Annotated in this window: 12 protein-coding genes; 8 read left to right on the top strand and 4 right to left on the bottom strand. The window is 50.7% G+C overall.

The window, feature by feature from the left end:
* The first annotated feature begins 21 nt into the window (after positions 1-21).
* Positions 22-1068, top strand: a complete 1047-nt coding sequence (locus BQ8005_RS01845) for a PDDEXK nuclease domain-containing protein (RefSeq protein ID WP_075316844.1) — start codon at positions 22-24, stop codon at positions 1066-1068.
* 331 nt (positions 1069-1399) lie between these two features.
* Here the strand turns inward: BQ8005_RS01845 and BQ8005_RS01840 are convergent, their stop codons facing one another.
* The 4 genes from BQ8005_RS01840 to BQ8005_RS01830 all read right to left on the bottom strand — a co-directional run bounded on the left by BQ8005_RS01840 (position 1400) and on the right by BQ8005_RS01830 (position 4300).
* The gene (locus tag BQ8005_RS01840; protein WP_075316843.1) at positions 1400-1885 is read right to left on the bottom strand and encodes a DUF4411 family protein; all 486 of its coding nucleotides are present in this window, start codon (positions 1883-1885) and stop codon (positions 1400-1402) included.
* A gap of 6 nt (positions 1886-1891) precedes the next feature.
* On the bottom strand, positions 1892-3010 hold the full coding sequence (locus tag BQ8005_RS01835) for an ImmA/IrrE family metallo-endopeptidase (RefSeq protein WP_075316842.1): 1119 nt from the start codon (positions 3008-3010) through the stop codon (positions 1892-1894).
* Positions 3011-3537: 527 nt separating this feature from the next.
* Positions 3538-3639 carry a smalltalk protein gene (locus tag BQ8005_RS17300; RefSeq protein WP_159436189.1) on the bottom strand — a complete coding sequence of 34 codons (102 nt, stop codon included), beginning with the start codon at positions 3637-3639 and terminating at the stop codon, positions 3538-3540.
* Positions 3640-3805: 166 nt separating this feature from the next.
* Positions 3806-4300 carry an HU family DNA-binding protein gene (locus tag BQ8005_RS01830; protein WP_075316841.1) on the bottom strand — a complete coding sequence of 165 codons (495 nt, stop codon included), beginning with the start codon at positions 4298-4300 and terminating at the stop codon, positions 3806-3808.
* Positions 4301-4951: 651 nt separating this feature from the next.
* Here BQ8005_RS01830 and BQ8005_RS01825 point away from each other — a divergent pair.
* The 7 genes from BQ8005_RS01825 to BQ8005_RS01795 all read left to right on the top strand — a co-directional run bounded on the left by BQ8005_RS01825 (position 4952) and on the right by BQ8005_RS01795 (position 13673).
* Entirely contained in the window at positions 4952-6043 is a 1092-nt protein-coding gene (locus BQ8005_RS01825; protein WP_075316840.1) for a hypothetical protein, read from the top strand.
* 8 nt (positions 6044-6051) lie between these two features.
* Positions 6052-6516: a hypothetical protein gene (locus BQ8005_RS01820; RefSeq protein ID WP_075316839.1), complete on the top strand. Its 465-nt coding sequence runs from the start codon at positions 6052-6054 to the stop codon at positions 6514-6516.
* Positions 6517-6730: 214 nt separating this feature from the next.
* Positions 6731-7045 carry a hypothetical protein gene (locus tag BQ8005_RS01815; protein ID WP_075316838.1) on the top strand — a complete coding sequence of 105 codons (315 nt, stop codon included), beginning with the start codon at positions 6731-6733 and terminating at the stop codon, positions 7043-7045.
* 105 nt (positions 7046-7150) lie between these two features.
* Positions 7151-9520 carry a BT4734/BF3469 family protein gene (locus BQ8005_RS01810; RefSeq protein ID WP_075316837.1) on the top strand — a complete coding sequence of 790 codons (2370 nt, stop codon included), beginning with the start codon at positions 7151-7153 and terminating at the stop codon, positions 9518-9520.
* Positions 9492-9908 (top strand): DUF5675 family protein, encoded by a 417-nt coding sequence (locus tag BQ8005_RS01805; protein ID WP_075316836.1) that lies wholly within the window; start codon positions 9492-9494, stop codon positions 9906-9908. Before BQ8005_RS01810 ends, BQ8005_RS01805 begins: the two co-directional genes overlap by 29 nt.
* 129 nt (positions 9909-10037) lie before the next feature.
* Positions 10038-11375, top strand: a complete 1338-nt coding sequence (locus BQ8005_RS01800; protein WP_021848727.1) for an MATE family efflux transporter — start codon at positions 10038-10040, stop codon at positions 11373-11375.
* Positions 11376-11378: 3 nt separating this feature from the next.
* The gene (locus BQ8005_RS01795) at positions 11379-13673 is read left to right on the top strand and encodes a hybrid sensor histidine kinase/response regulator (RefSeq protein ID WP_075316835.1); all 2295 of its coding nucleotides are present in this window, start codon (positions 11379-11381) and stop codon (positions 13671-13673) included.
* Positions 13674-13802 lie beyond the last annotated feature (129 nt).

Genomic DNA, 13802 nt, shown 5'->3' with positions numbered 1-13802 from the left:
GGAATAATTTTATAAATTATCATGACCCACTTAGTAAACATAGATAAAGATTACGCCTCCTGGATTGAAGAACTCAGCCAGAGGTACAAGCATAGCCAGATAAAGGCGGCAACCCATGTGAACAGTGAAATGCTACAATTTTACTGGTCGTTGGGAAAGGATATTGTGACGCTTCATGCAGAGAGCCGATGGGGGGATAAAATACTGAAATTATTAAGCTCCGATTTGCAGACAAAATTACCAGGAATTAAGGGACTGTCGGAAACAAGTATTGGATACGCCAAAAGATTTTATCTGCTTTATAATGAGTGGTTTACAATTCACCCACAAGTTGTGGGTGAATTACAGGAGAGCGCCATTTGGCGTATCCCTTGGGGGCATCATAGATATATCATAGACAAATGTTTCAACGAGCCTGAGAAGGCGATGTTCTTTGTGAGGAAGACGCTCGAAAACGGTTGGAGCCGGAATGTCCTTTTGAACTTTATGGATACAGACCTCTTCGAACGGCAGGGGAAGGCCATTACCAACTTCAAGGCGTCACTGCCTGTTCCGCAAAGTGACCTTGCGCAGGAAATGACCAAAGACCCATATAAGTTCGACTTCCTTACGATGACCGAAGGATATCGTGAAAAGGAATTGAAAGATGCACTGGAGGTGAATATCCGCAATTTCCTTTTGGAGCTTGGGACGGGCTTTGCCTATATGGGGCGTGAATACCGCCTTATGATAGGTCAGACCGAAAAGTTTATAGACATGCTGTTCTACAATCTGAATCTCCGCTGCTATGTGGTTGTCGAACTAAAGACTGGCAAATTTGAATCGGAGTATATCGGACAATTGGGGACATACGTCGCTGCTGTAAACCATCTGCTGAAAAAAGATATTGATAATCCTACGTTGGGGCTTCTGATCTGCAAGTCCAAAGACAATGTGCTGGCTCAATATGCCTTGGAGTCGTCCAATCAGCCTATAGGTATTTCAGAATATGAACTGTCCAAACTCTATCCGACAGACTTTAAAGGTACGTTGCCAAGCATCGAAGAGATAGAAAATGAATTGAAATAGTTGTGGGAGGACTACAACCTCCACGATACATGAATGGATACAGCTTTAGGCTGGAAAGCAGTTCTCCCACCCAGACCTTTCGTGGCAAAGTATGTCATGTTTTGTCTGGGTAGAAAAACTCAGCATTCATTTCAGAGAGGATGATGGTTCGAATTCTATCTATACAACAATATAGGTAACCAATATCGCTTCATGCCGATGTCAATAACCGGTGTGCTGCAAAAAATCTGATAAATAAAAAAGACAAATCGGCTGCAACCTAAAAATTGCAACCAATTATTGTTTCTCTTAAAGCAAAATAAGAGAACTGCCTCAAAAAAAGTTCTTTTGATTATATGAGAATCCCAAGTTCTCTTAATGCTGTATTCAAATCACAACTTCTAACGCCTATTGCATTGCAAGCATCAGGTATCATAACACGGTTTCTACGCTGTGGATTACTTTTCTCATATGTGACTAGAATCATATTCTTTGCAGCTGCTGTTGCAACAAGATAAGAATCTGCAACATTCGAATATCCTGAAATAGCGGACTGAGTGAAATTTATAGGACTATTCTGGGCCCAAGTAATTGTTTCTGCCAATTTAATTAGCACCTCAGAATCTTGCGTTAAGAAGAATCCTTGTGGCGCATTGTTATGAATCCAATCTGTAAGTTCATCTCCACCTCTATCAATTTCTTCTTTAACTCTATCAATGGAGTGAACTATGCCAGAGTTGATTAACGCAATCATTTTTGTCCAAAATGTTGGCCACACATCCATTGGCATGTTTTTCTTGGATTCTACGAATATATTTGTATCGAATAAATATTCCATGCCGAATTAAATGTTATTTGTCATAAAATTATCATACGTTTTTCCGTATAACCCAGTCAAACGATATGCCTCCGTATAACTAAGCTGTCTATTGTTGACTGCATTTCTAACATGAATGGCAAAACTACGCCCTACACGTTTGACGCTTGTTAGATAAAAACTTCCTCCTGAAGGATTCTTTTTCGCTGAAATCTTCCGTTGGCTATACAATGTCCAAAATGCTTTGTAATCCATATCAGACATAAGTCCTGAATCATGGGCACGTCTTGCGATAACTAATTCGCTAGCCTTAAATCTTCGTGAAACCGATTTAATGTCGTTGTTCCATATTTCTCGCAATACTGACGCAGGAACAAGAAACTCTGCTGCTACCAGATCGCAATATCTCTCAGTAGCTTCACGATATAATACTTCACTACCTGCGTGGCCTGCACTAACGCCAAGCATAAGATGTGCAGTTTCATGAATGAGTGTAAAAAGTTGGGCACTCTTGCTATCCGCACTATTAACAAATATGTACGGCGCTTTTTCATTTACCAATGCAAAGCCTCTACATTCACTTACTTTCAATGGTCTATGAGTATTATTTCCTACGACACCATTATATGCTAAAAAGACTCCAGCATCTTCCAATCTCTGTCCAAGAAGACTAACTGCAGCATCTGGCGTCGATAGACTAAATGCCCATCTACTTTCAAGTTCCAGTATCGAACGTAATCTACATACAGCTTCACTTATTGAAGTGCTAGTGTTTATTGAACTGACAAATTTGCATGTATCTATTTCATTCTCATTAAGATATTCTTCCAACCATTCTTGTCTTGCTTGTACGTTCATTACCGTGTCATAAACATTCAAGTTGAAATGATCCTGTTGTCCAGCTTCACCTCTAAACATGGGAAATGGTATACTTTCTATGGGCAAGTTACTCATAAACAAATATCCAAATGGGACATAGAACTTTGCAGCGAAATTTTTCAATTGGCTTAATGTTGGCTGTTTTTCTTGAGACAACCAACCAGCAAGCAAAGGAAAAGCTTTTATAGCTTTTTCTTCGCTAAGCCCTGCTCGCTGTATTACCCAACGAAGCACTTGGGGTTGAACATTTAATCTTTCTACTGCCATAATATACAATTTGCTCTGCAAATTTACAGAAAAAAATGAATGAACAGACCATTTTATCATAAAGCAACTATACGGCTGCAAACATTTAACATTTAAAGATGGAAATTGTAAGCGTGGGAGGACTTATAGGGATCGATAAGATCGTTAAATACAAAGGTACCTTGCCTGAAAATGCCGACGCTAACACTTATAGGGAAATGGGTATCTGGTGGCTAAATTCTTATGTAGGAAGCAAATCAAACTTCCCATCAAATACGACAACTTTTTTCAAAGTTAATAGTGTGGGGCGAATAACATCTTTCAATTGATTGAATATGTACCATCGGGTAAGATAAAAAATGTACAGTAAATTCTGGTGCATAGATGGAATGGGTGGATATTTAATAAAAAGTATAAAAATTAACAACTCATCACCGGGTGGGAGGATTTGAACTCCTGCGTTAAAAACAAATCACCCGCCCCTCATTCTTCTCTGAGGCAGCGGGTGTTTTATTCGTGCTTGTGTTGTCGTGGGCTGCGCGCTTCGTTTACAGCCCCATGCAGCTGGTGACGCCCAGCGTAGTTCCAATAGCGGTCAGAATAGTGACCAGCGTCTGGATAATGGTTTTCCAGATTGTTTTCTTGTCCATCTTCTTTAATTGAGAATTGAAAATTGAAAGTTGAAAATTTTAATTCAATTGAAAGTTGAGACTATTCCTTAGTGTAAATATTAAAGGAGGTTTTGAGCGAAGCTAATTGAAAATTGAAAATTAATTTCGGCCGCATTCTTCATTTTCCATTTTCAATTCTCCATTCTTACAGCGGGCTGCCTCCTTCTTCTTCGTCCTCGCCGCCGGGCTCGGGTTCAGGGGTGGTGTCTTCTTCGAGGGCGCCGCCGGCGGTGTAGACGGTCAGCTCGGTTAGGCGGGCGGACTTGCGCAGCTCGGCGTTGCTCCAGGTCTTGGTGTTGCGCACGTTCAGATGGACGCCCGTAATGAGGCTGGTGGTCCACGCCTCGGCCGTCTCGGCGCCCTTCGAGGAGATGCCTACGGAGAAGAGGCCCAGGTCGCCCAGGCGGACGGACTTTCCGTCGAGCACCAGCTCCTTCAGGCAGGCGAGCATGTCGATGAGGACGCCGTGGATGACGCCGCGCGAGTAGGGCGAGTTGTGTTCAGAAATGTGGGTAACGAAGTCTTCGAATTCCACCGTGCGGTCCTGCACGGCGCGGGCGTACCACTTGGCGGGTGCGTCGGGGTCCTGCGGCGACTTGGCCGCGTAACGTCTGTACTTCAATGTTCCGATTGTTGACATAGCTTTGTTGTTTTAAATTGTGTTTGGTTAATTGATAATTGAGAATGGATAATTGAGAATGGATGGTGCCTCGGCCGCAGGCAAATTCTTCATTCTTCGTTCTTCATTCCTCATTCACAAAGGCAAAGATAAGGGGTCTTTTCCGGCCGGCCAAAAAAATCGGGCCGCTGGGAAGTGAAAACATGTTAACGGATTAAAGAATCGTGTTAATAAAAATAATGCGTTGATTTACAGGATGTAGAACGGTGTTTTCGCGCGCGAAAAGCATTGTTTTTCTATAGATGGCATGATGTTCTCTTTTGTTTACGCTCTTTATGAAGTAGCATGAAAAGATTGTTTGGTAACTGTAATCTGTAATTCGTAAGAGTCGTTTTTTGAATTCAGAAAAGACAGCGTGCTATTACGAATTACAGATTACAGTAAGCGAATTTCAGTTTGAAAAAATATGTACAGAATTTTATATTATATATATAAATATATATATATATAATATAACTGTATAAGTGGCGCGCACATTTCGATTTGGCTAACTGTAATCTGTAATTCGTAATAGACTATTAAAATGTTGTGTTAAAAACCGCATTTAGCTTTGTTTACTTGAATAGGATTTGTATATTTGTTGACAAACATAAAATAAGGGAGGGCATAACTATGAAAGCATATCTTCAATATCGATCAATAGTCTGTCGTAAATTTGCAGACATCGACCACCTTATCGGTGACAACAAGTTGTGGAACGAAATTTATTCCATCTTCCGGACTTTAAAAGAAGAACATAAACTGTCCATCCCCGCCATAGAGGTTTTGAATGAAGTATACTTGCAGAGTATGCGGGCTTTTCTGGTGAAGCATGCTGACGAAGAAGATATCTGGGAGGGGTACGTCTTTCGGAGCAGGCACCTGAAGTCTGATTCTTCTGCCACCCAACTGTGTCTGTCGTTGGTCTATGCGGCGCTGTGCCTGATGAGAATACCCATCGAGCAGGCTGTGGAACATTTGCAGATATTGAGGGAAAAACATCTGATGGACGAGCACGGGAAGCCTTCTACATTCTTTCACAGCGTATTTGTCATTCTGTGGCAGAAAGAGAGAAAACGATCGAGACCTTGGTTTCTGGGTTTTCTGAGAGCGCCCGACTGGGATCATGTGTTCAACCTGGCAAGTTTCGATGTGGACGCTCCGCTGCCAGAGCCGGCTCATCATGTGTGTGCCGACATGACAACCGAGGACTGGATGCTGGCAACGGACCATTTCAACTGCGCATACATCAAGGAAATCATCTTCCGTTGGAACAAGAAAAACGAGCGGTTGCAGATATTGGAATGCATCGAGACATCCTACTGCAACCTGAGGGAAGAGTGTCCACCCGGTACATCTCCGTCGGGTGAAGCCGAAAAGCCGCAGGTGATGCCCGAAGATTTCGACCTCTGCCGGACGGAGATAGAGACAGCCGTGGAGGTGGAACCCGGGTCGAAGCTGATGGTCGCCTTGATAGACAGGGCGCTGGAGGTGTTCAGCAAAGCGGGGCTGGTGGCGCTCCTCTCGTGCCTGACAACCATGAAGTACTCGGAATGCGTCAAAGAGCATGTGGAACGGGTGGACAGGGCCATAAAGAAGCCTGTCGACCGGGCGCCACACACGCAGTACAACTACTACGAAGGCGCCAACCACTTCAGCGGAAACCAGATAAAGGGTGTCAGCATCCATGCGGAGCCTGCCAGCCAAAGTTTACCCCAAAATTGACAACAGACATGGAAGACAACAAGCAACAACAGACGGAAGTGAAGAACTTCTACGGTGGCATCTACTTCGACCGCTGCCAGATGACGGACATCAAGTTTCAGACCATCGTGCAGGGCGACATGCACGTGGAGGCGGAGGAGGATGAAGGAAGGGACGCAGCTCTTGCCACACCACAGGAGGAGTACGACATGCCACCCCAGCTACAGACGCAGGAGGCGGAAGCCTTGCTGAAGAAACTGACAGCTGCCGGCATCGTGGACGAATGCTGGAGGCCGCTGGGGCTGTCGGGCTCGGAGAAGGGCGTGCTGGCCTCCCTGCTGGCCGACCGGTTGCACTTGTCCACACCCTGGCAGACCTTCGGGCGGTTGTGGAATATGAAGTCGGCAACCTTACGCACGGCGTATAACCAGGGAATGGGACAGCGTAAGACGACGGCGTTCATGGATCGGGTGAAGAGGGTAATGGAAGAGTGACGACACAGCTGCATCTAAAAAAACAGCCATTTATATACGTCTATCAATCAATGTTTTATATAAAATGTAGGTACTACGCCGTAGCACCTACGTAGTAGGTAAATCTGCTTCACCTACACTAACTTTGCTCCTGCAATCAAGGGAAAAACAATCCCTTGTTTGCGGGAGTTTTTTTATACAACCTATTCACAACATTTTAAAAATTGACACGACTATGAACGTAAAAATTCAGCTGAGCGACGAAGCTTACAAGACTTTAGTGAACGGAAACGGACGTCTGGAAGGCAGTCTGGGACTGGTGAGCCCCACGGAGGGAAACTTCAACGCCTACCGCCGCAGCGCGTCGAGGCCCGGCAACAAGTATATCAAACTGCCCCACGGACGGGCCAGCGTGGGCGACAGCCATGTGCGGCTGACCCTGCGCATCGCCTTGGACGAGGCGGATATCACGCCCGCAGACGCAATCATGGACGAAAGCCGACAGGCGAGTGACTTTGTGGATCGCGTGTTCGACACAGAGCTTATTTAAATGGAAAATTGAAAATGGAAAATTGAAAATTAAGAATGCGGCCGAAATTAATTCTCAATTCTCCATGCTCAATTATCAATTCTCAATTTTCAATTCTCAATTAAAATGAAGTTCGGAATAAGCAATAACGTAAAGAGCCGGGTGGTGCGGGAGTGTACCCCCGAGCTGTTCCACCAGGCGATGCGTTCGGAGCTGGTGGCGGAGGTCTGCGCCGAGATAGCGGACGGACTGGAGCGGCTGCGTCGCGGCGAGCTGACGAAGGAAGAGTATGACACACTGAAAGCGGGGCTGAAGAAGCGGCTGCCCATTTTCACACCGCACGCCACGTTCCGCAACGGGCGGCGACTGAACGCCGACGCCATCCCCAGCGGCCTGTCGATGTACGACGTGGACCACATCAACGACCCCCGCGGCTACTGGGAGCAGAAGCGGCAGGAGCTGGAGGCCAGGGGTGTGATGCGCTACGTGGTGCTGGCCCACATCACGCCCAGCACGGAGGGCCTGCGTCTGTTCTTCATCATCCCCGCGGGGATGGACCTGGCCGAGGCGCAGCGGTGGATGTCCCAGCAGATGGGCGACGAAAACTATGACGTCAGCGTGAAGGACTATGCGCGCTCGTCGTTCGTAGTGCCCGAGGGGTATGTGCTCTACCTTGACGAGGAGAGGCTTTTTAATGAAGAATTGAAAATTGAAAATGGAGAATTGCCTGCTTCCACCAATCCTCCCGTAGGGACGCACCATGGTGCGTCCGACGACAACGTCCATGCCGCCGATACGCCCCAGGCGGACGCACCGCGGTGCGTCCCTACATTTAAGGGGATGCCATATAGTCAGATTATTCAACAATGGTTCAAGCTGGCGGGTGGCGAACCCGTGCAGGGCGAGCGCAACGACAAGCTCCATCGACTGGCCTCGCACCTGCGCTATATCGCCGACAACGACGAGGCGCTGCTCCTGCAAGTGATGCCCCGCTACGGCCTCTCCGAAGAAGAGATGAAGGGGCTGATACACTCCGCCTGCTCGGCCAAGTGGTACTCGATGCCGAAGATGATGCAACAAGCGCTTGAAAATGAAGAACGAAGAATGAAGAATGAAGAATCTTTGAGAAATGAAGAATTAAGAATGAAGAATGAAGAATGGCCTGCGGAGGATGAAAATTCTTCATTTGGAGGCGAAGCCGACATTCTTCATTCTTCATTACCAAAGCGCTTGCCCGCCTTAATCAAACTATTGGTGAGCCGTACGCCCGATGTCTACAAGCCCGCCGTGGCGCATGCCGTCTTCCCCTCGCTGGGGGCACACCTGCATCGCGTAAGGTTTAAATACATCGACAACGTAGAGCACGAAGCCACCTTAATGAATGTCCTCATGGCTGGCACGGGCGCAGGAAAAGATTGTATCTCCGAACCCATCAACCGCATCATGGCCGACATCCGCCGCCGCGACGAGGACAACCTGCGCCGCGAGCGGGAGTGGAAGAACGAAGTCACCTCGAAGGGCGCCAATAAGGACAAGCGCCAGCGTCCTGAAGGCTTGATTATCCAAGAGATTGACGCGGACATGACGAACCCCGCCTTCGTGATGCGTATGGCCGAGGCGGACGGGCATTTTCTTTATACGAAGCTGAACGAAATCGACCAGTTCGACGCGTTGCGTGGAAGCGGACGGGGCGGCCAGCAATTTCAAATCATGTGCCTCGCCTTCGACCCAGGCAACCGCTACGGACAGACGCGTGTGGGCGTGCAGAGCGTGACGGAGAAGGTGACTATCCGCTTCAACTGGAATGCTGCCACGACCATCCAAAAAGGGCGGCGGTACTTCTCAAAAGTATTGACAGACGGTCCCATCTCGCGCATCAACTTCTGCACCATCCCCGAGCGCGAAATCGGCGCGGACATGCCTGTCTATGGCACCTACGACGCCGCTTTCGACGAGGAGCTCCGTCCCTATATCGAGAACCTCGTCAAAGCGCAAGGGTTGATAGATTGTCCGCAGGCCTACAAGCTCGCGCAGAAGCTCAAGGAAGAGTGCGCCGACTTCGCCCGCCTCTCGCAGAGCCGCGTGTACGAAAACCTCTCGTTTCGTGCCAACGTCATCGCCTGGCTGAAGGCGTGCGTGCTCTTCGTGGCCAACGGTTGCCAGTGGGACAAGACGTTCGAGGACTTCATCCGCTGGTCGTTGCAGTACGACCTGGCTTGCAAGATGGAGTTCTTCGGCAGCGCCATCGAGGAGGCGCAGGCGGCAGATGGGCTGCACAACACAAGAGGACCACGCAACCTGCTGGAGCTGCTGCCCGATGAATTTACCTATCAACAAGCCGTTCTAGTACGACAGCAAGAAGGGAAAAATGCAGAAGGCACAAAAAATATGCTATGGCAATGGATTCATAGAGGATACGCCTTACAGCTGACAGTTGACAATTACAAAAAACTAAAATTCAGAAAAGATGGAAATGACATTGACAAGAACCGCTAAACGGAAAAACTATACCATAGGGGCATTGAACATAGACGACGAATACTTTTGCGACACGCTGGAGCCCACATGGCGCGACCTGGGTCCAAGCTGTCCTGGCCATAAGATAGCTGGTCGTACAGCCATCCCCGAGGGGCGTTACCCCGTGGTGATCACCTGGAGCCCCAAGTTCGGCCAATGGCTGCCTCTGCTGCTCCACGTCCCCCTGTTCGAGGGCATCCGCATCCATGCGGGTAACACGCCCGCCGACACGGCGGGTTGTATCCTCGTGGGCGAGAATCGCAAGGTGGGGCATGTGTTGCACTCTACCCGCTACGTCGCCCTGCTGAAACGGCGCATCGTCGAGGCAAAGGAACAAGGCGAGGGGGTATGGATTACGATAAAATAAAATGAGAACGAGGCTGTTTCAAAAAATTGCATGAAACAGCCTCATCCTTTACAAAAGCAACTATTCCTTTTTTCTATGGCCCCATTTCCTTATCTTTGCCCCACTATAGCAAACCTAAACAAGAAAAGAATGACGAAACACTGGATAGCCACCTACGGAGGACACTACCGCGCCCTGATCCGACTGGGACTGCCCATCGTGGTGGGACAGCTGGGCATGATCGTGCTGGGATTTGCCGACACCCTGATGATAGGACACCATAGTACCACGGAACTGGGAGCGGCATCGTTTGTGAACAACCTGTTCAACCTGTGCATCATCTTCAGCACGGGATTCAGCTACGGACTGACACCCATCGTGGGAGGACTCTACGGCAACAAACGCCTGGCGGAAGCCGGACAGGCACTGAAATGCAGCCTGGCTGCGAACACACTGGTGGCGGGGGTGCTGGTGCTGCTCATGGGAGCGCTCTACCTGAACATCGGACGACTGGGACAGCCGGAGGAACTGCTGCCGCTCATCAGGCCGTATTACCTGGTGTTGCTGGCATCGCTGCCGTTCGTACTGCTGTTCAACGGATACAAACAGTTCACAGACGGCATCACGGACACGCAGACGGCCATGTGGATCTTGCTGGGAGGAAACGCCCTGAACATAGCGGGAAACTACGTGCTGATAAACGGTAAACTGGGACTGCCCGAACTGGGACTGCTGGGCGCAGGACTGAGTACACTGGCTTCGCGCATCGGCATGGTCATCGTGTTTGCCGCCATCGTGGGAAGAAGCCGACGATTCGCACGCTACCGGGTGGGCATGCTCAGAAGGCCGTGGGCGGCGGACGTGTTCCGACGGCTGAACGCGCTGGGATGGCCTGTCGGACTGCAAATGGGGATGGAAACGGCTTCGTTCAGCCTCAGCACAGTGATGGTGGGATGGCTGGGCACGCTGGCGCTGGCTTCGCACCAGATCATGCTGACCATCTCGCAGTTTACGTTCATGATGTTCTATGGCATGGGGGCGGCTGTGGCCGTGAGGGTGAGCAACTTCAACGGACAGCACGACACGACCAACGTGCGACGGGCGGCGTATGCCGGATTCCACCTCATCGTGGGCATGGGCATCGTACTGCTGAGCATCGTCTTCGCCTGCCGAAGCCACGTGGGAGGATGGTTTACGGACAACGCCGAGGTGTCGGCCCTGGTGTCGGCCCTGTTCTTCCCCTTCCTGATCTACCAGCTGGGCGACGGACTGCAAATCAACTTCGCCAACGCCCTGAGAGGCATCGCAGACGTTAAACCGATGATGTTCATCGCATTTATTGCGTATTTTGTCATATCTTTGCCTGTAGGATACCTCTGCGGATTCGTGCTGGGCTGGGGGCTGCCGGGCGTATGGATGGCTTTCCCCTTCGGACTGACCAGCGCCGGCCTGATGCTGTGGCTGAGATTCCGCCAACAAACCAAGTAGACTATGCGAAACAAGAAAAACGTATCGCGCGTGAAAATCAGCCTGGGCTATGCCCTGATGCTGGCCGTACTGCTGTTCTCGCTGTTCTTCGTCAACCGCGAGATGGGAAACCTGACGCTCTCGACAGACCGGGACATGCAATGGGAGGACAGCCTGATGACGCTGCTGCGCGAGAAGGACAATAACACCATCAGACTGCTGCGCATGCTGAGTGCCGCCAGCGACAGCCTGATGTCGACCAACGACATCGAACAGGTGATAGCGCAGCACGACACCATCATCATCCGACAACGCGTGCAACAGCACGTCGTAAAACGACAGGACACCATCCGTACTCCTAAAAAGAAGAAGAAAAGCTTCTTCCGCCGCCTAGGCGAGGCTTTCGTACCCCCCAAGGAGGATACGACCATTCAGGTGCGCACGACGACGGAAGTGGCCATGGACACGGTGTATGACACGTACAACCCCGTGGACTCCCTGCAGGAACGGCTGAAGGCCGTGACCCAGAAGAGGCAAGAGAGGCAGGTGGGCCTGCAGCAACGACAACGCTACCTGCGCCGCCTGGACAAGATGCTGAACGCACGTATCGACAGCCTGCTGAAGGGCTACGAACGGGAGATGCTGAGGGTGGCACGCGAGACAGACATCAAGCAGGAGCAGATGAGGCAGCACTCGGCACGTATCATCGGAGGCATCGCCGTAGGAGCCGTGCTGCTGGCAGCCTTCTTCCTGGTACTGATAGGACGTGACGTGACGCGCAGCAACCGCTACCGCCGCGAACTGGAGGAGGCACGCCGACGGGCAGAAGAACTGCTGGCCACGCGCGAAAAACTGATGCTGGCCATCACGCACGACTTCAAGGCGCCGCTGGGCTCGATCATGGGCTATGCCGACCTGCTCTCCAGGCTGACCGTGGACGAACGGCAGCGCTTCTACCTGGACAACATGAAGACATCGTCGGAACATCTGCTGAAGCTGGTGGTGGACCTGCTGGACTTCCACCGCCTGGACCTGCACAAAGCGGAGGTGAACCGCGTCAGCTTCCACCCGGCACGCCTGCTGGAAGAGATCAGGGTGAGCTTCGAACCGCTGACGGCCGCCAAAGGGCTGGCCCTGCACTGCGAGACGGCGCCCGAGCTGGAAGGGACCTACATCTGCGACCCGCTGCGCCTGCGGCAGATCATCAACAACCTGCTGTCCAACGCCGTAAAATTCACGGAAAAGGGAAGCATCACCCTCAGCGCCCGCTACGAGGAACGACGGCTGGTAGTGGCCGTGACCGACACGGGCAAAGGCATGGAGCCGGGCGACCGCGAACGCATCTTTCAGGAATTTACACGCCTGCCGGGAGCACAAGGCAAGGAGGGATTCGGCCTGGGGCTCTCCATCGTACGCATGCTGGTGCAGCTGCTGGAAGGCGAAATCGAAGTGGACAGCAGGCCCGGCAAGGGAAGCACCTTCACGCTGCGTGTACCCATCTATCCTGTACAGACCGGCAGCAACGAGGCAAGCACCCCCACCCCAACCGAGGAACCAACCGAGGCGATGGACGGAAGTCCTGCCACGGCAACGAAACGGGTGGTGCTGATCGACGACGACCGCATCCAGCTGACCTTGACGGAGGCCATGCTGAAACAGGGGGGCCTGGAGGCAGTCTGTTGCCAACAGGTAGACGAGCTGCTCGACGCCCTGCGTACACAAGACTTCGACGTGCTGCTGACGGACGTACAGATGCCGGCCATCAGCGGATTCGACCTGCTGAGCCTGCTACGGGCATCGAACATCCCGCAGGCACGCACCATCCCCATCATTGCCGTCACAGCCCGCAGCGACATGCAGCGCGAGGAATTCGTGGCACATGGGTTTGCAGGCTGCCTGCACAAGCCCTTTACCGTGGCCGAACTGCTGGCCGAACTGGCACAGGAACAACCGAAGGAAGAAGAGCCTAGGCAGACTGTGCAACCGACTTCGGAAGGGACCTATAACTTCGCTGCACTGACAGCCTTTACGGAGAACGACCCGGAGGCTTCGCGCACCATCCTCGAAAGCTTTACGACGGAAACACGCCTGAACCGAGAACGAATGGAGCAGGCACTGGACAAGGCCGACATGAAGGAAGCGGCCGCCGTGGCCCACAAGATGATTCCCCTGTTCGTGCTGTTGGAAGCCCACCGTCTGGTAGCGGTCCTGAGGGAACTGGAAGCGGCGGCAGACGCACCCTTCTCGGCTGAATGGGAAGAAAAAATACGCACGATCCTGACGCTGACAGCCGAAGTGCTGGAAAACGTTCCTTCCTGAGAAAACATTTGTTGAATTAATCGGAAACAAACCAACATTTCTCGCTGGAATTTGTTTACTTTGTAGTCAAAAACAAGTCTCTGAAGATCGTGACACAAGAAAACCCCATAGAGAATACAGAACCGAAGA

It is taken from the genome of Bacteroides togonis (assembly GCF_900130135.1).
Taxonomy (GTDB): Bacteria; Bacteroidota; Bacteroidia; order Bacteroidales; family Bacteroidaceae; genus Bacteroides; species Bacteroides pullorum.
The sequence above is the reverse complement of the archived record's forward strand: the minus strand, read 5'-3'. Positions and strand labels throughout refer to the sequence as shown.